Here is a 22,198-nt window from a genome sequence, read left to right as displayed (position 1 = left end):
TCACCTTGCTAAGCCACGACTGGGATGGCCGCAGACTACGGCGATTTCGCGAAGGGTTCCAGCATCAGAAACATGGGGCATCGCCTTCCCGCCGCGGTAAGCTCAGTTGACTCCGAGCTTCTTTTGCAGGCTGGAGGACGAGGTCGTGTACTGGAACACCAGCCGCTTGTCCGGATAGACGTAGCGGTGGGCTTTTTGCGCCATCAGCGCGCCCTCGTGGAAACCGCACAGGATCAGCTTGATCTTGCCGGGATAGGTGTTGATGTCGCCGATCGCGAAGATGCCGGACACGTTGGTCTCGAATGCGGACGTCTCGACCGGCACCAGATTGTGCTCCAGCGCGATACCCCAGTTGGCGACCGGACCGAGCTTCATGGTGAGGCCGAAGAACGGAAGCATGGTGTCGCAGGAAACTTCGGCAATGCTGTTGTCGTTGCCTTTCACGGTGGCGCCGGTGAGCTTGCCGTCAGCTCCGGACAGCGCGGTGACCTGGCCGAGCCTGAGATCCATCTTGCCGGCCGCCACCAGCGCACGCATCTGTTCGACGCTGTGAGGCGCGGCGCGGAATTCATCGCGACGGTGCAGCAGCGTCACGCGCTTGGCGAGCGGATGCAGGTTGAGCGTCCAGTCGAGCGCGGAATCGCCGCCACCGACGATCAGCACATTCTTGTCGCGAAACGTCTCCATCTTGCGCACAGCGTAGTGCACCGAGGTGCCCTCATAGGCCTCGATCCCCGGCACCGGCGGACGCTTGGGCTGGAACGAGCCGCCGCCCGCGGCAATCACCACCACCTTGCATTCGAACACCTTGCCGGTGTCGGTGGTGCAGCGAAACAAGGGATCGCCGATCTTCTCCACCGTCTCCACCATCTCGCCGAGATGGAAGGTCGGATGGAACGGCTTGATCTGTTCCATCAGCGCGTCGGTAAGGCCCTGGCCCGAAACCTGCGGAATGCCGGGAATGTCGTAGATCGGCTTTTCCGGATAGAGCTCGGCGCACTGGCCGCCGACCTTGTCGAGGATGTCGACGAACTGCGCCTTCATGTCGAGAAGCCCAAGCTCGAAGGCGGCGAACAGACCGCAGGGGCCGGCGCCAATAATCAGCACATCGGTTTTGATCGTGTCGCTCATGTCGTCTCTTTATCGGTCGTTATCGGTTGGACGGCGCCAGGCGGGCAGAGGGAACCTTTCCTGTCTAGCCAACGAGGATAGATCAGGGAAGGCATAAAAGCAGGAGCACCCCGCAGCCTGGCCTACTTGCCGGGTCAAAATAACTGAGCTGTAAGGGATGAGGGATATGACGGAGATCAATCGGTGAACGCACCAAGCCACCTCGATACGACGCCGCGACTGGAGGACTTCCCCTATCGGCTCAGCGACAACGTCCGCTTCGGCGATCTCGATCCCAACCAGCACGTCAACAACGCGGTCTACGCCACCTATTTCGAGACCGGCCGCGTCACGCTGATGAAGAGCCCGCAATACGGGCTGACGCCGCCGGGCCTCGCCTGGATCATGGTGCGGCTCGACATCCATTTCCGCGCCGAGCTGCACTGGCCCAACACCATCGAACTCGGCCTGGGCGTCGTGAAAATAGGTCGGACCTCGGTGACCTTCGAGCAGGTCGTGTTTTCGGAAGGAACGTGTATCGCCTCGGCTACGTCGGTCGGCGTCATGCTCGACGAGGCGACGCGGCGGCCGGCACCCCTCACCGCCGAGATCGTCGAGAAGCTCAGACCCTGGCACAAGCGCGGTATCGAGGTCGCGCCGCCGAGCGGCTAGAACATATGGAATATGTAAGAAGGATCAGGCCTGGCGTTCCGGCGTCGACACCACGAGCCCGTCGAGTTCGTCGCTCACCTTGATCTGACAGGACAGGCGCGAGTTCGGACGCACGTCGAAGCCGAAGTCGAGCATGTCCTCTTCCATCGGCGTCGGGCTGCCGACCTTCTCGCGCCAGGCTTCATCGACATAGACATGGCAGGTGGCGCAGGCGCAGGCGCCGCCGCATTCGGCCTCGATCCCGGGAATGCTGTTGCGGATGGCGGCTTCCATCACGGTCGCGCCGTTCTCGATGTCCACCGTGCGGGTTTCGCCCTTGTGGTCGATGAAGTGAATCTTGGCCATGTGTGCTCGTGCTGCCGGGATCTTTGGAATAAGGGAGGGTCCGGGCTGTCCTATAACGGGTCGATCCGGCCTGCGCTAGTGCGCAAGCCACCGGGTCGCCGCGGGATCGCGGCTCAGGCCTTCAGGATCGTCGCGATGACGGCACGGACCTCGGCCACCGCCTCCTTCAGCGCGGCGAAGGCGCGGGACGGGTTGTCGCCGGTCCGGATCGCGGTCTCGAGGCTCGCCGCGGCATCGGCCACCGCAAAGGCACCGACCCCGCGCGCGGACCCTTTAAGCTTGTGTGCGAGCACAGCGGCGTCGGCCGGCACGGCCGACATCGCGGCGATCAGCCGGACCGACTGCTCGGCGAACATCGCGAGCACTTCCTGTTCCAGCCCGGCATCGCCGAGGGTCATGCGCGCGAGATGGTCGAGATCAAGGGGGCTGTCGAGAGGTGCAAGCGGCGGCGAGGGCATCCAGTCCATCCGTTGCAGGTCAGGCATCATGGCGACAGGCCCCCCGGCATCGCGCGGCGCTCCGCCGATGGGCGGCGAGCTTTGCTCCACCCAAGCATGGAAATGGTTAACGAAGTGTTTGGACAGCTTTACGTAATTCTGCCCGTTTATTGACGAAAAGTTGCCGCAATCGGCCGAGTTCCGTGGAAAATTCCATTTAGTGCTAAGGCGTTACGGCCCGATCCTGTTAACGATGATTAAGAATGTCTTAATCGCGGGCATTTCATTCGCGACGCTCTGCCAATAGGATGTTGCGGAAATTAGCGGACAAGCCGTTCGGGTGGGGACGGCTCGGAGATCCGCATAAGCGGCATGATCCGGTCTGTGGGCTTGCGTGGCGCGCGGGGCTCGCGGGGGGCGTGACAAGTAACGAGGGCTCAGACTGAACATGGCGAACACTCCCAAAAAGGTCAAAGACCCAACTGAAGTGGCACTTTCTGCGATCCAGGAAGCCCTGAACATCAGCGACACCGCTGCGGACACCAGCCGCGCTGCATCGGCAGCGCGCAACGACGCGGTGCCTCCGGTGGCGCCGCCCGCACCTCCCGTGTTCGACGATCCCGCTTTCGAGCCGCGGTCTGCCGCCAACGAGCGGGCGGTGTTCGAGTCGATCGAGGAGCCTCGCCCCTCGCACCGCGCCGCCAACGACGACCGCGAGACCATCGGCCAGTTGCTCCAGGCACTGCAGAAGGGCCGCCCCGCCCGCAGCGTGTACACCTTCGCGACCGTGTTCGCCGGCATCTGGCTCGCTGCCTGCGCCGCGCTGAGCGTCGGCTTCCTGCCCTCGATCCAGGCTGCCATGGGCCAGAGCGGCGGCGTGCTGGTCATCGCCGGCCTGATCGCGATGTTCTTCGCGCCCATCATGCTGTTCTACTTCCTCGCGAGCCTCGTCTGGCGCGGCCAGGAGATGCGCATGATCGCGCAGGCCATGGCACAAGTGGCGATGCGCTTCTCCGAGCCGGAAGGCTCGGCCTCCGATTCGATGGTCACCGTCGGCCAGGCGATCCGCCGCGAAGTCGCCGCCATGGGCGACGGTATCGAGCGCGCGATCGCGCGCGCCGGCGAGCTCGAAACGCTGGTCGCGAACGAAGTCGCGGCGCTCGAACGCGCCTATTCCGACAATGAAGTGCGCATCCGAGCCCTGCTTCAGGACATCGCCCACCAGCGCGACAACCTGGTCGGCCAGGCCGAGCAAGTCCGCAGCGCCATCTCGGGCGTACAGATCGACCTGCGCCACGACATTGCGCTGATCTCCGATGCGATCGCCTCGCGCGTCGACGAGGTCGCCAAGAGCATCACCGGCGCGCTGGAAGAGCGCGGCGCCCATATCACCCAGGCGCTCAGCAACGCGGGCGACAACATGATCCTGGCGCTCGGCGAGCGCGGCGGCGACCTGCTCGACCGCCTCGAAGAGGCCAGCAACGAGACCACGCGCGCCGTGCTCGACGCCAGCGAGCGGCTGACTACCAGCCTCAACTTCAAGACCGGCCACGTCCACGATGAGTTCGTCGACCTCGCCGACCGCGTCCACGAAATGCTGAACGAGCGCATTGACCGCATCACCGGCGAGTTCGAGCAGCGCTCCGCCGCGATCGTCGATGGCATCTCCGAGCGTACTGAGCAGGTGCACGACTCCCTGAAGAATTCGTCCGACTCGCTGCTGCTCGAACTCGAGCTGCGCAGCAACGACCTCTCCGCCAAGATCGACGACGCCGGCAACCGGCTGGCCGGCCAGATCATGAGCTCCGGCGATAAGGCCAGCGAGGCGCTCGACGCCACCGTGAACACGCTGGTCGCCAAGGTGGTGAGCCAGACCGAGACCGCGCATGACTCGCTGTCGCTGCAGATGAGCGCATTCGACGAGCTGGTGAAGAACCAGGGTGCCGAGCTGGTCGAGAAGTTCGCCCGCGACTCCGGCACGCTGGGGGCGCTGATCACGCGCCACATCTCCGAGTTCGACCGCACCGTGAAGACGTTCGGCGGCGAGATCGTCGATCGCATGGGTCAGCGCACGCAGGACATTGCCGAAACGCTGAAGACGTACGTCGAGAACTTCGACACCCGCCTCACCTCGAACGGCGGCCAGATCACCGCGGCGCTGGATCAGCGCCTGGTGCAGTTCGAAACCACGCTGGGCGAACGCGTCACCAACCTCGACTCGTCGATCGAGGGCCACATCAAGACCTTCGACGAGCAGTTCGGCGGCCGCGTCGGCGTCCTCGAACAGTCGTTCGATGCGCGCGCGAAATCCGTCACCGAGACCATCGACGCACGTCTCAACACACTGGCGACGTCGCTGACCGACGGCGCCACACAGGCGATCCAATCGATCGACTCCCGCCTCACCCACCTCACGACGTCGCTCACGGATGGCGCCTCGCAGACGATCCAGTCGATCGATGCCCGCCTCACCCATCTGACGGCGACGCTGACGAACGGCGCATCGCAGGCCGTGCAGTCGATCGACACGCGCCTCACCCTCCTGACCTCGACGCTCACGGACGGCACAGCGCAGGCGATCGAGGCGGTCGACCGCCGCATCGCCGGCGTCACCGAGACCATCGACGGCCGCAGCCTGCACCTGACCGACACGGTCACGGCGCGCTTCCAGGAGATCCACCAGGCCATCGAGGCCAAGGTCGGCTCGGTCGCCAACGACATCGACGTGCGCGTGGCGCAGTTCGAGGACCTGCTCGGCTCGCGTGTCGAGGCCGTTGCCGGCCGCATCGAGAGCAGCGGACGCCAGGCCAGCGAAGACCTGATGTCACGCTCCGAGATGATCTCGACCGCGATCCGCTCGCATGTCGAGGACGCCGAGCGCTCGCTCACCAACCTCGTGGTCAACACCAGCGAGACGATCCAGACCGGCGCGCGCGCCGCCCAGCAGTCGCTGATGACGGTCTCCTCCGAGGTCAATGCGCAGCTCAATCTGACCTCGGCCGAGGTCGAGCGCGCGCTGACTGCGGTCGGCACGGGCGCCGCGAACTCGATCCTGGCCAGCGCCCGTGAGGCGCAGTCGACCCTGGTCGGGGCGTCGGGCGAAGCATCGAACCAGATCAAGGCCCTGTCGGCCGACATCGAGCGCACCCTGTCGGCAGCGGGATCGGCGACGGCCGCCTCGATCCTGGCCGGCGCCCGTGAGGTGCAGACCACGCTCGTCACCGCCTCCGCGGATGCGGCGACCCATGTCAAGACGCTCACCGCCGACGTGCAGCACTCGCTGTCGATGGCCGGTGCCACCACGGCCGAGGCGATCACCGCCGGTGCGCGTGATGCGCAGGGCACGCTGATCGCGGCTTCGACCGAGACCGCCAATCAGATCAAAGCGCTGTCCTCGGACGTGCAGCGCTCGCTCTCGATGGCGGGTACCTCGACGGCCGAGACCATCACGGCCGGCGCCCGCGAGGCCCAGACCACGCTGGTCACGGCGTCCTCGGATGCGGCAAACCAGGTCAAGTCGCTCGCAGCCGAGGTGCATCGTTCGCTCTCGCAGGCCGGCCAGATGACGGCCGAAACGATCACGGCCAGCGCCCGCGACGCCCAGAGCACCCTGCTCGCTGTCTCGGTCGAGCAGACCGGCCAGGTCCGCTCGCTCGCGGCCGAGATGCAGCGCGCGCTGGCGACCGCCGGCGGCGCTACCATCGAGGCGCTCACGAGCGGCGTGCGCGAGGCCCAAGGCACGCTGATCTCCGCTTCGACGGACGCAGCAAGCCAGATCAAGTCGCTGACCACGGACATCGAGCGCACGCTGACCGCGGTCGGCGCCGACACGGCCTCGACGATCCTCAACAGCGCGCGCGAAGCGCAGACGTCCCTGACCTCGACGTCGGCGGACGCCGCCAGCCAGATCCGCACGATCTCGACCGAAATCGAGCGTGCGCTCGGCGCGGCCACCGCGAACGCGACCAACGACATCCAGACCAGCGCGCTCAACGCGCAGAACGCGCTGATCAGCGCCTCCAACGAGGCGAGCTCGCGAGTCAAGTCGAGCTCGGCCGACGTCGAGCGCTCAGTGCTCGCCGCCAGCAGCAGCTTCGGCCAGGCTATGACCGGCAAGACCGACGAGATCGTCACCTACGTGCAGCAGCAGGCCGACCGCCTGTCGAACATGATCGACGCCAAGCGCGGTGCGCTGATCGATGCGATCGGCTCGAAGGCCAGTCAGCTCACGCTCGACATCGACCGCGTCACGTCGGACGCGCTGAAGTCGATCGAGACGCGCGGCCAGGCGTTCTCGCAGGCGATGATGGGCAACGGCTCCGAGGTGGCGCGCACCATCAACGCGGCGAGCGAGCTCGCCACTGGCGCGGTCGCCAAGTCGCTCAAGGACCTCGAGCAAGCCTCGCGTTCCGCGATCGACCAGTCGCGCCAGGTCTCGATCGCGGCGGTCACCGAGATGCAGGAGACCAGCAAGATCCTGCGCACCGACACGGTGGCCCTGTTCGAGCGGCTGCGCGAAGGCAACATCCTCCTCCAGGAGGTGCTGACCGGGGCGCACGACAACCTCAACTCGCTCGAGCGGGCGCTGGTGACGCGCGTCGCCGACTTCGTCTCGGCGATGAACGACGTCACCGCCCGCAACGGCACGGCGACGCAGAACCTGGAAGAGCAGCTCAACGTGTTCAACACCAAGACCACGAAGGCGCTCCAGGATCTCGGCGAGCTGTCGACCCAGTTCGACGCTCACGGCAAGGCGCTCGTCGATGCCGCGACCGTTGTCGAGCAGAGCAACAAGAACACCACCGCTTCGCTTGCCGAGCGCAAGCAGGCGCTGGAGTCGCTCGTCACCACGATCGACCTGCGCACGGCCGATCTCGACCAGCGGCTGTCGCGCTTCACCGGCCTGCTCGATGAATCGCTCGCCGCAGCCGAAGAGCGCGCCCGCGACATCGCCCGCGTCGTGGCAGAGACCGCCGGCGCCGGCTCGGCCGCGATCACCCGCCAGTTCGAGGCGGTGCGGTCCGCGTCCGAAGAGGAACACCGGCAGACCATCGAGGCCATGCACGACATCTACCGCCAGACCACAGACGAGGCGGATGCGATGTTCAAGCAATCGACCGAGAAGTTCGCCAACCTCGTCTCCAGCATGAAGCAGATGGCGTTCGAGATGCACAACGAGCTCGAAGCCACCCGCAACGAGCTGCGGCGCGGTGTGCTCGAGATGCCTCAGGAGGCCGCCGAGAGCACCGCGCAGATGCGCAAGGTGATCGTCGACCAGATCGAGGCGCTCGCCGAGCTCAACCGCATCGTGGCGCAGCACGGCCGCGGTCTCGATGTCACGACGACAGGCCGCGCCACGGTCCAGCGTCAGGAAGAGCCGATGTTGGCAGCCGTCGCCGGCCGCGGCACCGAGACGCGCATGCGCGAGAGCACCAGCGCCTCGACCCTGCCGCCGCCCGACCTCGGCGTGCCCGCCTCGCGCCGCCCCGAGGCTCCCCCGGTCGCGCCCGCCGGCAACGACCAGGGCCGTGACGGCTGGCTGTCGGACCTCTTGAACCGCGCCGACACCGGTCCTGCCGCCCCCGCGGGCCGTGAGGCACCGCGCGGCCGTGCTCCGGCTCCGCAGCAGCCGCAGGCCCCGCAGAATGGTGGCAATCCGCTGGAGTCGCTGTCGCTCGACATCGGCCGGCTGATGGACCGCAACCTCGCATCCGAGATGTGGGACCGCTATCAGCGCGGCGAGAACAAGGCCTTCACCAAGCGGCTCTATACGCCCGCCGGCCAGAAGGCCTTCGACGAGGTCGCCCGCAAGTACCGCGCCGACCGCAACTTCAAGAGCACGGTCGACCGCTACATCGCGGAGTTCGAACGCCTGCTCGACGAAGTCGCCCGCGACGGCCGTGGCCCGCAGGAGCTGCGCAGCCACCTCACCTCGGAGACGGGTCTGGTCTACACCCTGCTCGCACATGCAGCGGGACGGTTGGGGTGAGACGAAGCTCGCGAATGGCGAGTAGCGAATAGCGCATGAAAAACGGAGCCCTCGCGGGCTCCGTTTTGTTTTGGATCGACGCTGTGTGGAGGGCCCTATGGCTATTCGCCACGCGCCATTCGCGCCCTCTACTGCCGCCGGCGCTCGTTCGAAGACGTGGGCTTCGGCGGCTCGGCCGGTGGCGGCGCGGCCTGCGTGCTGTTGCTGGCGCCGAAAAGCACGCGCGTGGGGTTGCGGTCGAAATTGTTCACGGCGCGACTGATGTCGCCGAGTGTGCGGCGGCCGTCGGCCATCAGCGCACCGGAGCGCTTGTCGAAGTCATCGGCGAGCTCGCGGATCGACTTCACCGCCTGGAATAGCTCGCCACCGTCCTTGCCGCCGGCGAGCGTATTGAGGCCGAGCATGAGGTTGTCGGCCTTGAGCATCACGCCGTCGACCTTGGCCATCACGGCGTCGACCCTCTCGGAGTTGCGCGCCAGCGAGTTGGTGAAAGTCTCGAGGTTCCTCAGCGACTTCTTCACCGATTCCTGATTGTCGGCGACAAGCTTGTTGATGTTCTGGAGCGTGCCGCGGATCGCCTCGGTGACATCCTGGAGCTTGTTCGGGTCGGCCGTCAGCGTCGGGATGCCGTCTTCGTCGAGCGGCGGCGCGGGCGCGGCCTCCTCGCCGCCCTTGAGCGAGATCGCGGCGACGCCGGTTAGACCCTGGAATTCCAGGCCGACCAGGGTGTCCTTGCGGATCGGGGCATTGTTCTCGACCATGGCGAGTGCGACAACCCGCCGCGGGTTGTCCAGCTTCACCGAAACAACTTCACCTACCCTGATACCGTTGAAGTTGACGCTACCGCCATTGCGCAGGCCGGCCGCCGGTCCCTCGAACACGACACGCAGGGGACTGCGCTGCTTGGTGGTGTGCAGCGACTGAAACCACAGCACGAAGCCGATCGCAGCGGCGATCACCGCCAGCGTGAACGACCCGATCAGTACGTAATTCGCCCGCGTTTCCATCAGGTGCTCCGGCTACTCAACCCATGACCGCGCGGGCGCGCTTGCCATGAAAATACTGCCTCAGCCAGGGATGCTGCGAGGCCTGCATGTCGGCCATCGACCCTGCCGCAATGATCTTACCGTTCCCTAAAACGGCGATGCGGTCACAGGCTGTGTAGAGGCTGTCGAGGTCGTGGGTTACCATGAAAACGGTCAGGCCCAAAGTACGCTGCAGGGTCCTGACCAGCTCGTCGAAATCGCCGGCGCCGATCGGATCGAGGCCAGAAGTCGGCTCATCCAGGAAGACAAGGTCCGGATCGAGCGACAGCGCCCGCGCCAGCGCCACGCGCTTGATCATGCCGCCGGAGAGCTCCGACGGGAAGCGCTCGGCGACCTCGGGCTTGAGGCCGACCATGATGAGCTTGGCGATGGTGATCTCGTCCATCAGCCGCTGCGACACCCGCAGATATTCGCGCATCGGAAACTGGATGTTCTGCCGTACGGTCAGCGAGGAGAACAGCGCGCCCTGCTGAAACAGCACGCCCCAGCGCCGTTCGACGCCGCGGCGCTCTGCGCCGCCGGACGCATCGAGATCGACGCCGAACACCTCGATGCGGCCGGCGACCTTCGGCACGAGGCCGATGATGGTGCGCGTCAGCACCGATTTGCCCGCGCCCGACGGGCCGACGAAGCCGAGGATCTCGCCGCGCTTGACGTCGAGATTGAGGCCGTCGAGCACGCGCGTCGCGCCGAACTGCACGGTGATGTCGCGGACGCGGATGATGGGATTTTGAATCGCGGTTTGGATTTCTTGCGCCATCATCACATTCCGATCGATGCGAAGAAGATGGCGAACACGCCGTCCATGACGATGACGAAGAAGATGCCCTTCACCACAGACGACGTCGTGTGCTGCCCGAGCGATTCCGCGCTGCCCTGCACAGCTAACCCTTCGACACAGGCGACGATGCCGATCACGGCGGCCATCACCGGCGCCTTCACGATGCCGACGATGAAATGGTCGATCGAGATGGCGTCGCGCAGGCGCAAGAGGAAGGCCTCGGGATCGACGCCACCATAGAGCCACGCCACCAGCCCGCCGCCATAGAGCGCCGCCATGGCGCCGAGAAAGGCGAGGATCGGCAGCGCCAGCACCAGCGCCAGCATGCGCGGCAGCACCAAGACCTCGATCGGATCAAAACCCATAGTCCGCAGCGCGTCGATCTCCTCGCGCATCTTCATCGAGCCGAGCTCGGCGGTGTAGGCACTGCCGGAACGGCCCGCGACCATGATCGCGACCAGCAAGACGCCGATCTCGCGCAGCACCAGCACGCCCAGCATGTCGACGACGAAGATATCGGCGCCGAACCTGCGGAAATGGAAGATGCCCTGCTGTGCGATGATGCAGCCGATCAGGAAGGTGATCAGCACGATGATCGGCACCGCGCGCCAGCAGACCTGCTCGAGATGATGCACGGTCGAGGTCAGGCGGAGCGATCGCGGGTGGATCAGCACGCGGCCGCTCGCCGCAAGCACCGCGCCGAGCATGTCGACGAGGCCCGCTACCGTGCCGGCAACACCAGCCACGGCCCGGCCGATCTGCTCCAGCATGCCGGTGATCGTGACCGCGCCGGTCTCGACGACCGGCGTCGCCTTCACCCGCCGCACTTCGTCGACCAGGCTCGAATAGTCCGCCGACAGACCTGCGATCTGCGCCTCGACGGGACCTTGCGTGAGGCTGCGGCGCAGCCGCTCGATCAGCCAGGCACCAAAGGTGTCGAGTTTCGCGACTTCGGAGACGTCGATGAAAATGCTCTGCGGGCTGCCGGCGAGTTTCTCGGCCTCAGCCACCATCCGCTCCAGGACCGGCGCGAAGCTCGCGGTCCAGGTTCCGGTGGCGCAGAGTGCCAGCGCATTGCCTTTGGCAATCCGCTCCAGCTTCGGATCGCCGCTCAAGATGTCCGCTCCCGTGCCGAGGCATCCGAGGCGGAAGAATAGAGATGGTTGCGCACGCGCCCCTACCTAGAGAAGGTACCCCCAACTAGCCACTGTTAGTTGCATCAGGTAACCAGCCGGTTCAGAAATTGCCAGAGTTCCAAATGACTTCCAGCAAACTTTCGATGTTGGCGCGCATCGAGCGCTTCCCGATCGCCGGGACCTTCACGATCAGTCGAGGTGCCAAGACAGAGGCCGTCACCGTTGTGGCGGAAATTAGCCGGGATGGGCTGACCGGCCGGGGCGAATGCGTTCCTTATCCACGCTATGGCGAGACGCCCGAGGGAACGCTTGGGGCCCTCCAGGCCATGCAGGACGCCATTGCCGGGGGCCTCACCCGGAAGGCCCTGCAAACGGCTATGCCGCCGGGCGCGGCCCGCAACGCGCTGGACTGCGCCCTGATCGACCTGGAAGCCAAGACAGCGGACGTTCGAGCCTGGAACCTGCTGGGCCGCCCGGTGCCGGGCGAGTGCACCACGGCCTACACGATCTCGCTGGGCAGCCCGGAGGCGATGGCGACGGCCACCGCCAAGGCGGCGCACCGGCCGCTGCTCAAGATCAAGCTCGGCGGCGATGGCGACGAAGCCAGGATCGCAGCGGTGCGCAAGGCCGCCCCCGAATCGGAACTGATCGTCGATGCCAACGAGGCCTGGACCGAGGCCAATCTGGAACGCAACCTCGCCGCCTGCGCCGCGGTCGGCGTCACGCTGGTAGAGCAGCCGCTGCCGGCCGGGCAGGACGGCGCGCTGGCACGGATCAAGCGCCCGCTCGCGGTCTGCGCCGATGAGAGCGTGCATGACCGCTCTTCGCTCGCGCCTTTGCGCGAGCGCTATGACGCCGTGAACATCAAGCTCGACAAGACCGGCGGCCTCACCGAGGCGCTCGCCATGGCCGATGCGGCACAGGCGCTCGGCTTCAAGATCATGGTCGGCTGCATGGTCGCCACCTCGCTGTCGATGGCACCCGCGATGCTGGTCACGCCGCAGGCGCGCTTCGTCGATCTCGACGGACCGCTCCTGCTGGCGCGCGATCGCGATCACGCCCTGCGCTATGACGGCAGCCTGGTCTATCCGCCGGACTCCTCGCTCTGGGGCTGAGCCCTGAGACGGTGCCGCGTCGACCAGATCACGAGCGCACCAACGCCGGCCATCGCAGCCATCACGTAATACAGGCCCTCGCCGATGCGCGCGTAGATCGCGCCCGAGACGATCGAGGTCGCCGCACCCAACAGCCCGATGCACGCAGCGTAGTAGCCCTGCCCGCGTGCGATCTGATGCGATGGCACGCGCTGCACCAGGAGACTCATGGTGCCGAGGATGGTCATGCCGAAGGTAAGACCGTGGCCAAGCTGCACGATCGCGAGCAGTGCAAGCGGCGGCTCGTTCGCGGTGACGATCCAGCGCGCGACGGCGCCCGCACCGCCGATCGCCATGAGTGACGAGGCGTGCAGCGAGAAGCGGCGCGACAGCGCGAAGACGCAAATCTCGGCGATCACGCCGAGCGTCCACAGGCCCGCGATGGTTAGCCCGCCGAGGCCGTGGGCCCGCCAGTTGATCGCCGAAAATGTATAGTAGGCGACATGGCTGTCCTGGATCAGCGCAGCCGAGACGATGATGGCCCAGAAGGCGGGATCGCGCAGCAGTGCCGTTCCGCCGCGCAGCTCCGCGCCCTTTCGCCGCACATCGTCGAGCGGCTGAAGCAGGAGGCTTGCGAGCGCGGCGACGACGGCAAGCGCGACGATGACCCAGATCAGGTCGCGCGCGGCTATCGTGTCGACCAGAAAGCCGCAAGCGAGAGAACCGGCGGCGAAGGCCGCCGAGCCCCACAGCCGCACCGGCCCATAGTCGAGCTTGTAGTGAGCGACGCCACGCAATGCATAAGCATCAGTCAGCGGGATCGTCGGCGTCCAGAGCACGCAGGTCACAGCGTAGACCAGGAACAGCGCCAGCGGCTGTTGCTGCAGGCCGAGCACGGCAAAGCCCGCGGCGGTCGCGAACACCGACACCATCATGCCGGCGCGAATGGCGCGGCGCTTTTCGGCCAAAGCGGTTGCGTAAGGCAGCGTGGTAAAACGCGTCATCGCCGGCAGCGCCATGATAACGCCGATCCAGGCCGCATCGATGCCGATCGCTTTCAGCCAGACCGAGAAGAACGGCAGATGAGCGCCCGACACCGCGAACACCGCCGAATAGAACAGCGCCAGGCGTACGGCGAATCGCTGCTTCAGAGGTGCAGCAACGGGGATTTGTGATTCGGGTGCCATCAAACCAATTGCGATTCGGTCGATATCGTGGTGATCGTTACTGTAACGCGCACTGATTTGCGCGACGAGATTGCCATGGCCACTGAAGCATTTGCCCTCTCGCCCATGTCTGCCCGCGCGGCCGAGCCGAACGAGCAGGACTACGACGCGATCCGCGAAGCCTTCATGGAGACTGCGCGCGGCCGCTGGTTCCTCGGCGAATACGCCAAGCGCAACCGAAATGCCGACACCCGCATGGTGCTTGATGCGGTCGCGAAAATCGAAGAAACCCTTGCGGCGCAGCGGCAACCTGTCATCGAGGATCGCCTGCCCGAGGCGCTGGTGGCGATCCGCCGCGCGGTCGAGGACACCGAAGGCGCAGCCGCCGCGGCGTTCAATCCGTCGGCGATCGAGGCGGCCCTCGCGCCGATCCAGCGCGGCGTCCGCATCATCAAGGAGATCTCCTGGCGCTGGCGCGAGATCGGCGCCGACGGGCGAATCTGCGACCTGATTGATTCGCAGCTCGCCTCGATCGAGAGCGCCTGCACGCAGGTCTCGACCATCGACCTGCGCACCGAGCTCAAGGCCGCCTTCGATCTGCTCAAGGACCGGATCGAGCAGACCGACGTTGACGGCAGCGCAGCGCCGCAGACAGCCGCACGTCCTTCGTCGGCTCCGGTGCAGGAAGCGCCGACTGTGGTGGAAGCAGCGGCTGTCGAGGCTGCACCTGCCGCAATGGCCAGCGAAGCGCCCACGGCCTTTACGGAGGCGCCGCAGGGCGTTGCAGCGCCGGCCGAGCCTGAAGCGGCCCTTGAAGAGATCGGCGCCACCGAGGCGAACTCCGGCGCTGACGAAGCGATGGACGTCGCGGTTGAGCCGGAGATCGTTGCCGAAAGCCAGGTCGCGGCTGAAGAGAGCCTCGTTGAACCTGCTGCGATCGCGGAGATGACGGAGCTTCCGTTCGATGCCGCCGCGGAGGCCGAGGACGAAGCCGTGCTCGAGCGGATCGCATTCGAGATGGCCGCGCCCGATCCGGATTTCGACGAGATCATCGAGCCGATGGAGATGCCCGCGGACATCCGCGAGCCGATGGCCGCTGACGTCGCTGAGCCGATCGCAGCCGAGCCGGCCGTCGCACCGATCGAGGAAGAGCCTGCCGTCGCGCCGATTGCAGCACAGGCGCCGGCTGTCGAGGCGCCGATTGCGGCTGAATCGCTCGCGCGCCTCACCGACGCGATCGCCGAGGCTGCGGCTGAGGTGATGGAGCATCCGGCCCCGGCCGTGGCAGTCACGGCGACATTCCCCATGGCGCCGACCGCGACGCTGCCCATGCCGTCCCCCCTGCCCGAGCCTTCGCTCGGCGCAACCATTCTCGCTAGCGGCATCCTGCAAAAGCCCCGCGCTCCCGCGAACGATCCCCTCGCCCCGATCCGCCGCATGACCCAGGCGGAGAAGATCGCGTTCTTCTCCTGAGACGAGCGGTCACTTCATCATGGCCGGGCTTGTCCCCGGCCATCCACGCATCACCGCACGTGAGGGTAGATGTGGATGTCCGGGACCCGGCTCCGCCGAGGCTTCGCCGGCTACCGGTGTTGGGCCGGCGTAGCTTCAGCGAAGACGGCAAGCCCCGGGCATGACGACCGAAGTTCTGGCGTGCACCTGTGTCCACATCGTCATTGCGAGCGAAGCGAAGCAATCCAGGCTGCTGCCGCGGAGGGATTCTGGATTACTTCGCTGCGCCGAGGCCGGGGCATTTGCGGTCGTAGATTTGGTGCGCTCAGTCACCCGCTTCTCGCACATGCGGTCGGTCAGGATGACGCTGCACTTGCGGCCCCGCTTGGCTGAGGGGGCGGCGGCAGGGCGGACGGCACCGTCAATTCAGGGGAGTGAGAGAGGCCAGAGGGAAATCGATCATCGAGGAGCGGATCAACTGGATGAAGACGCCCGTCCGCAAGCCGGACGGCGAGATGCGGCCCCGGCTGGAGGCGTGGGAGAACACATCAATCTGCCGAAGCTCGATGCCCGCACCCGCGTCCTTTCCGAGGACGAGATCAAGATATTCTGGCAGGCCTCGACGATGAGAATTTGATGCGGTCATGGGATCGCAGAACGCGGCTGGCGCTGAAGTTCGAGCTAGTGACCATGCTGCGGTCGAGCGAGTTGCTCGGCGCGCACCGCGACGAATTGTTTGACCTCGACGGCGAGAACCCGCGGTTTGATGTGCCGCTGAAGCGGGTCAAGAAGCGGCGCGTGAGGAAGGCGCGAAGTTGATACCGGAGCCGACCGCCCCCGATCCGTACATCGAGGAAGCCCATCGCCTCTGGGCCATCAAGCAGCGGGGCAGGCCGTGAACGTCCGGTCCGCTCTGAGCTGATTTCAACCCGGACGCCCGCGTCATAGGCGGTCGTGGTGTTGCTACTTTTGGATTACCACCCCCGCCATAGTGCGGGCTGACATGACCTGTGGTTGTATGCGCTCATCGCAAACGTGGGGAGTATACAATGAGGAACTTACTTGCCGTCATTGCTATTGCTGCTCTGGGTATCTCACTTTCGTCAGAGGTAATGGCGCAATCGGCGCAACCTTCTAGCGGGGCGACAAAGACCCCTGCCACGATGCAGCAATCCGGCAAAGGTATGGCCGCGAAGAAAAGGCCGATGATGACTACCTGCACATCGCGTCAAAAGATGTCTGGGGCAGCTTGCTCGTAACAAGCCAGAGGCCGCCTCAGTTGGCGGCCTCTTTCGTGCTCGTTAGCCCGATATCACCTGTTGAGTGCCCTCATGAGTAACGAGCAGAACAGCCACCGTACCGCTATCGTACTTTTCGCGCTTGCTGTGACAATCGCAACAATCGCGGCACTCGTCACGACGTTTGAGCGGGTCGACACTAGGACCGCTAGCAACGAGACCCCGCCCGGTACGACAGGCCTCGCTAAGCCACACGCGCCACTGGACCGCGCACCAGGCCAGCCGGTGTTTGGCAAGTGAGGCCACGGGAAGCGGACTTCGACGATGCCGGACGACCTCATTGCGTCACATCGCGCACGCCTTTGTGTACCGATCCGCACAAAAATTTAAGCGCGATTGATGGATGGCAAATATCTTCAAAGGTCGCGGTCGCGCACCCCGCGGTTTCCACGCGCCCCAGAGGACCCGGACGACCGTGCGGAGGGAGCAGCCATCCCTCCACGGTCCATCGCTGGCGCCGCATCGCGTCATCACCATCGAGCGCGGCGGCGACAGGCGGCGCCACGCCGGGAGCGGACTGATCGAGATCTTTTTGACTCGCCGATGGTGGCTTTCACATCTCCTGCGCATCCCAATGCCTGTTATAATTGGTGGCTTTCCGGGTTCATCCAAGGAATGCCCGCTAGCATGAAGACTTGATCCCCGGAGGAGCACCGCTGCCGAAATGGCCGCGGGCGGGCGCTTTGTTCAGTGCGCAAGAATCCGGAGGGGAAACGCCATGAAACGTCGTCATTTTCTCAAAACGGCAGGCGCTGGCCTCGCCGCGTCGGCCGCTGTTGCTGCGCCAGCCATCGCGCAGTCGATGCCTGAAATGAAGTGGCGCTGCACCACAAGTTGGCCGAAGTCGCTGGATGTGCCATTCAGCGCATCAGAGACGATCTCGAAATATGTTGCGGAAGCCAGCGACAACAAATTTCAGATTCAGCCCTTCGCAGGCGGCGAGATCGTTCCTGCATTGCAGGCGGTCGATGCAGTGAGCAATGCAACTGTCGAGATGTGTCACACAGCCGCCTATTACTTCATCGGCAAGGATCCGACCTTCGCACTTTATTGCTCCGTTCCGTTCGGTCTGAACTCGCGCCAGCAGAATGCATGGTTTCAGGATCACGGCGGTCAGGACATGCTGAACGAGTTCGGCAAGAAGTACGGTATATACGGCATTGCGGGCGGCAATACCGGGACTCAGATGGGCGGTTGGTTTCGCAAGGAGATCAACAGCGTCGAAGATCTCAACGGACTTAAAATGCGGATCGGCGGTTGGGCAGGCAAGACGCTGTCCAAGCTCGGTACGGTCCCGCAGCAGATCGCGGGTGGCGACATCTATCCGGCCTTGGAGAAAGGCACGATCGACGCGACCGAATGGGTCGGCCCCTACGACGATGAGAAGCTCGGCTTCTACAAGGTCGCCAAGTATTACTATTATCCCGGTTGGTGGGAAGGTGGCACGGCCCTGCATTTCTTCATCAATTTGGACAAGTGGAACGCTCTGCCGAAGGCTTACAAGGCGCTCCTCGCTGTCGCCTGCGGCTATGCCAATATGGACGTTCAGGCGCGCTACGATGCACGCAATCCGCCAGCCCTCAAGCGCCTCGTCGCCAACGGGACACTGCTGCGTCCGTTCAGCCAGGCGGTGATGGAAGCGTGCTTAAAGGCTTCCAACGAGGTCAATGCGGAAACCTCCGCGTCCAACCCTGATTTCAAGAAGATCTACGATTCACAAATGGACTTTCGAAACGACGAAAATCTCTGGTGGCAGGTCGCGGAGTACTCATATGAAACCTTCATGATCCGCACGCGCCCGAAGGGCTGAACGAAACTGCGACCTCGAACCGGCGCGTGGCCGCGGATGAAGTCGACGTCGTCGGAGAGCGGCAAGAGTTTCCGGGTGATCGAATTGATCGACGTGGCGTGGCTACCGCCGGGAAGGCCGGTGTGTCCGACGACCGCACGTCTGCAAGTGGGCCCTTCTGCGACATTCGACCTGACCTTCATTATGTCAGCCTTCGCTAAGCGGACATAGCGGCAGGGCAGCGCGGTCCCGCGCCAACGTCGCAGGCGTCACTATCGCGGGCGAGAAGAGGCGACCGGCGCGGGGCCGCAGGACGGCCGTACGGGCGCCGGGAGCGGCAGGGCTACCAGCACACCCGGACGGCAGCGCGGCAAGGTCGCGGAGAGGCCGTTACAGCGACGTCGCAGAGAGCGGCGAAACGTCACCAGATCGGGCCGCGCCCGCGCATCTGTGACATAGGGCCTAATAGGGCCCGGCAGGTTTCGGGCGGGCTCTCCGTTTTCCAGCCACGACTGAGAAGTACCTTCAGGGGCTTAGGCCGATTTCCACAGCCCTCGAAAAGCTGCTTGCAGAAAGGACCACACGGATTTGCCGTACGCGCGTTCGCTGATCGCCACGGGGTTCGATGGCGTCATGCACATTAGCCATCAAAATGTTGGCGAGACGAACCTTACAGCGCCGCTCGTCTGCACGCTGCCCTCGGGCTTCACAGGGACTATCCGCCCTGCCCGCGCCCCTCGTGCCGACGCTGCCGCGTCCACCGCAACCCGGTCCGCGAAATCGCGACGACGTACGATCGCCCCTCTCGGTGGACCGGGATGGGCGAGACATACGACAAATCCGAATTTCGGTAACACGGAATATTTGCGTCGGACCGACTTGACAGGCCTCGGAAGCGGCGCAGATGTTTTGCCCGTGGGGGCAAACGGGAAGCTTGCGTTCGGTCGCTCGACATAGGTGACGTTTTTCAGGCCCGCGCAGGTGGGTCAAACTACGTTGTGGGAGGTATGGGAAGACAGAAACGATGAGATCGCGTTGCGACCTTATGCGCGCCAGTTTGGCGGCTGTGCTTGCGCTGCAACTGCGCTACAGTGTGGGCGCTCCCCCGGTCGTCAGCCAGCTCAGGAGTGCGCATGTCTACGGCAGTCGCGACACTCGGCGGCGTAGGTCTTTTCCTGCTTGGCATGACCGTGATGACGGAGGGCCTGAAAGCGCTGGCCGGCTCCGCCCTGCGCGCGGTGCTCAGCAAAGCGGCGTCAACGCCGCTGCTTGGCTCGCTTTGGGGCGCCGTCGTCACGCTGCTGGTGCAGTCTTCGAGCGCAACGACCATGACGACGATCGGTCTGGTCAGCGCCGGCCTGCTGACGTTCCAGCAAGGCTTGGGCCTCGTCTTCGGCGCGAACATCGGCACCACGGGCACGGGCTGGCTGGTGGCGCTAATTGGCGTCCGCGTCTCGCTCACGGCCGCGGCGCTGCCGATGATTTTCGTCGGTGCGCTGACCAAACTTCTGGGCAAGGGACGGATCTCCGGGGTGGGCGCCGCGCTCGCAGGCTTCGGACTCGTGCTGTTCGGCCTGACGACCCTGCAGCAGGGCATGGGTGGGCTCGCGGAACGATTGCACCCGGCGGACCTGCCTGCCGTTCTCGGTGGCCCCGGGACCCCATGGTGGTTAGGCTTGTTCGGCGTGCTGGCGCTGGTCGTGACCGGACTGGTCATGACCGCGCTGATGCAATCGTCGACAGCCGCGATCGCGGTGACCTTGTCCGGCTATTACGCCGGCGCGGTCGGACTGGACCAATCCTGCGCGTTGATCATCGGCCAAAATATCGGCACGGCGACGAGCTCTGCGCTCGCCGCGATCGGCGCGAGCACCACGGCCAAGCGGCTCGCCATTGCCTATGTGCTTTTCAAGCTGATCGCCGCGCTCATCGCGCTGGTTGCTTTTCCCGTCGTCACGCCTCTGCTTCTGCGCGCCTCTGACACGACCGACGGCGTCATGCTGCTCGCCGGATACCACACTGCGTTCAATGTCGTCGGCGTGGCGGTGCTGCTGCCGCTGATCAACTGGTTCACAGGCCTCGTCGAGTGGATCCTGCCCGAGCGCGGCTCGCCGCTGACACGATGTCTCGACCCGTCCGCGCTCGCGACCCCGATCGTGGCGGTGCAGGCGGTGCGACAAACCATCGCGCGCGTGCTCGTGACGGTGTGCGGTTCGGTCGAGGCGCGACTGGCCGGCCGCGCTGGCCCCATACGCCTGGGAAAGACCGCCGTATCCGTCCAAGAGGCGGCCGACGCGCTGCGTCAGGCACAAGTCTTCCTGTCGGACGTCACCGGCCCCCCTGACATCGACGACGAACAACGGTCTCTCACCAGCACGCTCCACGCACTCGACCGCGCGTCCCGACTGACGGACCTGGCGAATGGAGAAACCAATTTCGGTGCGATTGCAAACGGACCGGAGGACATCCGCGCTGCAGAGGTATGCGCAGAAGTGATGCGAAGCGCTGTCGCGATTGCGCGCGGTGTCGCGGCGCCGCCTCGCGTCGCTGGATCGCCGCCAGCGTCACATGCCGACGCCATGGCCGGCCCGCGCGCGAACCCGCCTGACGAGGCCATCGCCGAGCTCGAGCGTTGTACGACGGAACTCGACGAGGTGCTGCGCAGGCATCGCAGCGCGACGCTCGGCGCGGTGTCCGATGGCACCCTCACCGCCGACGTTGCCCTGCTTCGCGTCGAAACGGTTCGAACCCTCGAAGCCCTGTCGCAGCACGCCTGGCGCTCTGCGGTTCATCTTGTCGGTCGGGGCTAAATCACGTCCGCGGGGGTCAGGAAGCATCCGGCACACGACAAGGGGCAGAGCGACAACGCTCTGCCCCTCTTCATATCGAAAGATCAGGCAACCAGCTCGGCGAACAGGTCGGCGTCGACATTGCCGCCCGAGAGCACGATCACGACGTTCTTGCCGGCGACATCGAGGCGCCCGGCGAGCAGTGCGGCGAGGCCGACGGCGCCGCCCGGCTCGACCACGAGTTTCAGCTCGCGATAGGCGAAGGCCACGGCCGCGCCGACTTCGGCATCCGACGCAGTGACGCCGCGCGCCAGCAGCTTGCTGTTGATCGCAAACGTCATCTCACCCGGCATCAAGGCCATCAACGCGTCGCAGATGGTGCGGGCCGCAGGCGGATGCGGCTCGCGATGGCCGACGGCGAGCGATCGGGTGTGATCGTCGAACGCCTCGGGCTCGGCCACGACGACCTGGGCCTGCGGGTAACGCGCCTTCACCGCGGTCGCGACGCCCGCGATCAGGCCGCCGCCGGAGGCCGGCGCGACAACGATGTCGGGCGCGATGCCGAGGCTCGCCATGTCCTCGGCGATCTCGCGGCCGGCGGTGCCCTGTCCCGCGATCACAAAGGGATCGTCATAGGGCTTGACCAGCGTCGCGCCGCGCTTCTCGGCGATGCCGCGCGAGATCGCCTCGCGATCGTCGCGGTCGCGATCGTACAGCACCACCTCGGCGCCATAAGACTTGGTGCGCTCACGCTTGGACAGCGGCGCATCCGACGGCATCACGATGGTCGCCTGCATATCGAGGATCTTTGCGGCGGCCGCCACGCCCTGGGCGTGGTTGCCGGACGAGAAAGCGACGACGCCGCCGGAGCGTTTGTCCTGCGGGATCGAAAAAACCTTGTTGAAGGCGCCGCGGAACTTGAAGGAGCCGGTGCGCTGGAGCATCTCCGGCTTCAGAAAGACCTTTGCGCCGACGCGCTCATTGAGCACGGGAAAGGACAACAGCGGGGTGCGGATGGCGAAGGGCGCGATCACGCGCGCTGCGGCGTCGATGTCGGCGGGGCCGACCGGGAGGGGCTGTTCCGTCATGGGGGA

At 65.4% G+C, this 22,198-nt stretch carries 16 protein-coding genes and 1 pseudogene; 8 read left to right on the top strand and 9 right to left on the bottom strand.

Translation table 11 applies throughout. The features are described 5' to 3' along the window. Positions 1-102: 102 nt before the first annotated feature. Complete coding sequence (locus MTX21_RS39855) at positions 103-1,131, bottom strand: NAD(P)/FAD-dependent oxidoreductase (RefSeq protein WP_280969881.1); 1,029 nt, start codon at positions 1,129-1,131, stop codon at positions 103-105. 183 nt (positions 1,132-1,314) lie between these two features. Here MTX21_RS39855 and MTX21_RS39850 point away from each other — a divergent pair, with 183 nt between their 5' ends. Beyond that, positions 1,315-1,782: a thioesterase family protein gene (locus MTX21_RS39850; protein WP_280969880.1), complete on the top strand. Its 468-nt coding sequence runs from the start codon at positions 1,315-1,317 to the stop codon at positions 1,780-1,782. 24 nt (positions 1,783-1,806) lie between these two features. On the opposite strand, the gene MTX21_RS39845 is transcribed toward MTX21_RS39850, so the two are convergent. Together MTX21_RS39845 and MTX21_RS39840 are read right to left on the bottom strand one after the other, a co-directional pair. Continuing rightward, a complete protein-coding gene (locus MTX21_RS39845; RefSeq protein WP_027552706.1) occupies positions 1,807-2,127 on the bottom strand; it encodes a 2Fe-2S iron-sulfur cluster-binding protein in 321 nt (106 codons plus the stop codon). 113 nt (positions 2,128-2,240) lie between these two features. Further along, a complete protein-coding gene (locus MTX21_RS39840) occupies positions 2,241-2,585 on the bottom strand; it encodes an Hpt domain-containing protein (RefSeq protein ID WP_280969879.1) in 345 nt (114 codons plus the stop codon). Between the two features lie 427 nt (positions 2,586-3,012). Here MTX21_RS39840 and MTX21_RS39835 point away from each other — a divergent pair, with 427 nt between their 5' ends. Continuing rightward, positions 3,013-8,553: an apolipoprotein A1/A4/E family protein gene (locus tag MTX21_RS39835; RefSeq protein WP_280969878.1), complete on the top strand. Its 5,541-nt coding sequence runs from the start codon at positions 3,013-3,015 to the stop codon at positions 8,551-8,553. Between the two features lie 128 nt (positions 8,554-8,681). Here MTX21_RS39835 and MTX21_RS39830 read toward each other — a convergent pair whose 3' ends face one another. From MTX21_RS39830 to MTX21_RS39820, 3 genes are read right to left on the bottom strand one after another with little or no spacing between them, the layout of a single operon-like run. Beyond that, positions 8,682-9,560, bottom strand: coding sequence for an MlaD family protein (locus tag MTX21_RS39830; protein ID WP_280969877.1), 879 nt, complete (start codon positions 9,558-9,560; stop codon positions 8,682-8,684). Between the two features lie 16 nt (positions 9,561-9,576). Next, a complete protein-coding gene (locus tag MTX21_RS39825; RefSeq protein ID WP_280969876.1) occupies positions 9,577-10,359 on the bottom strand; it encodes an ABC transporter ATP-binding protein in 783 nt (260 codons plus the stop codon). A gap of 2 nt (positions 10,360-10,361) precedes the next feature. After that, positions 10,362-11,495, bottom strand: coding sequence for an ABC transporter permease (locus tag MTX21_RS39820; RefSeq protein ID WP_280969875.1), 1,134 nt, complete (start codon positions 11,493-11,495; stop codon positions 10,362-10,364). A gap of 143 nt (positions 11,496-11,638) precedes the next feature. On the opposite strand from MTX21_RS39820, the gene dgcA reads away from it, so the two are divergent. Next, positions 11,639-12,631, top strand: coding sequence for an N-acetyl-D-Glu racemase DgcA (dgcA, locus tag MTX21_RS39815; protein WP_280969874.1), 993 nt, complete (start codon positions 11,639-11,641; stop codon positions 12,629-12,631). Here the strand turns inward: dgcA and MTX21_RS39810 are convergent. After that, positions 12,601-13,797: an MFS transporter gene (locus tag MTX21_RS39810; RefSeq protein ID WP_280969873.1), complete on the bottom strand. Its 1,197-nt coding sequence runs from the start codon at positions 13,795-13,797 to the stop codon at positions 12,601-12,603. The two genes, dgcA and MTX21_RS39810, sit on opposite strands and share 31 nt — an antisense overlap. A gap of 75 nt (positions 13,798-13,872) precedes the next feature. Here MTX21_RS39810 and MTX21_RS39805 point away from each other — a divergent pair, with 75 nt between their 5' ends. The 4 genes from MTX21_RS39805 to MTX21_RS39790 all read left to right on the top strand — a co-directional run bounded on the left by MTX21_RS39805 (position 13,873) and on the right by MTX21_RS39790 (position 18,336). Next, positions 13,873-15,249: a hypothetical protein gene (locus tag MTX21_RS39805; RefSeq protein WP_280969872.1), complete on the top strand. Its 1,377-nt coding sequence runs from the start codon at positions 13,873-13,875 to the stop codon at positions 15,247-15,249. A 160-nt stretch (positions 15,250-15,409) separates the two neighbouring features. Then, positions 15,410-15,865: a hypothetical protein gene (locus MTX21_RS39800; RefSeq protein WP_280969871.1), complete on the top strand. Its 456-nt coding sequence runs from the start codon at positions 15,410-15,412 to the stop codon at positions 15,863-15,865. Continuing rightward, a complete protein-coding gene (locus tag MTX21_RS39795) occupies positions 15,865-16,047 on the top strand; it encodes a hypothetical protein (protein ID WP_280969870.1) in 183 nt (60 codons plus the stop codon). The genes MTX21_RS39800 and MTX21_RS39795 overlap by 1 nt, the downstream gene beginning before the upstream one ends. A 1,197-nt stretch (positions 16,048-17,244) precedes the next feature. Further along, entirely contained in the window at positions 17,245-18,336 is a 1,092-nt protein-coding gene (locus tag MTX21_RS39790) for a TRAP transporter substrate-binding protein (protein WP_280969869.1), read from the top strand. Between the two features lie 20 nt (positions 18,337-18,356). Here MTX21_RS39790 and MTX21_RS39785 read toward each other — a convergent pair. Then, positions 18,357-18,467, bottom strand: a pseudogene (locus MTX21_RS39785) (MBL fold metallo-hydrolase); the annotation flags it as partial. Positions 18,468-19,448: 981 nt separating this feature from the next. Here MTX21_RS39785 and MTX21_RS39780 point away from each other — a divergent pair. Next, complete coding sequence (locus MTX21_RS39780) at positions 19,449-21,125, top strand: Na/Pi symporter (protein ID WP_280969868.1); 1,677 nt, start codon at positions 19,449-19,451, stop codon at positions 21,123-21,125. 83 nt (positions 21,126-21,208) lie between these two features. Here the strand turns inward: MTX21_RS39780 and MTX21_RS39775 are convergent, their stop codons facing one another. Beyond that, positions 21,209-22,192, bottom strand: coding sequence for a threonine/serine dehydratase (locus tag MTX21_RS39775; protein WP_280969867.1), 984 nt, complete (start codon positions 22,190-22,192; stop codon positions 21,209-21,211). Positions 22,193-22,198: the final 6 nt, after the last annotated feature.

This window comes from Bradyrhizobium sp. ISRA430 (assembly GCF_029909975.1).
In the GTDB taxonomy this organism is placed as follows: domain Bacteria; phylum Pseudomonadota; class Alphaproteobacteria; order Rhizobiales; family Xanthobacteraceae; genus Bradyrhizobium.
The sequence above is the reverse complement of the archived record's forward strand: the minus strand, read 5'-3'. Positions and strand labels throughout refer to the sequence as shown.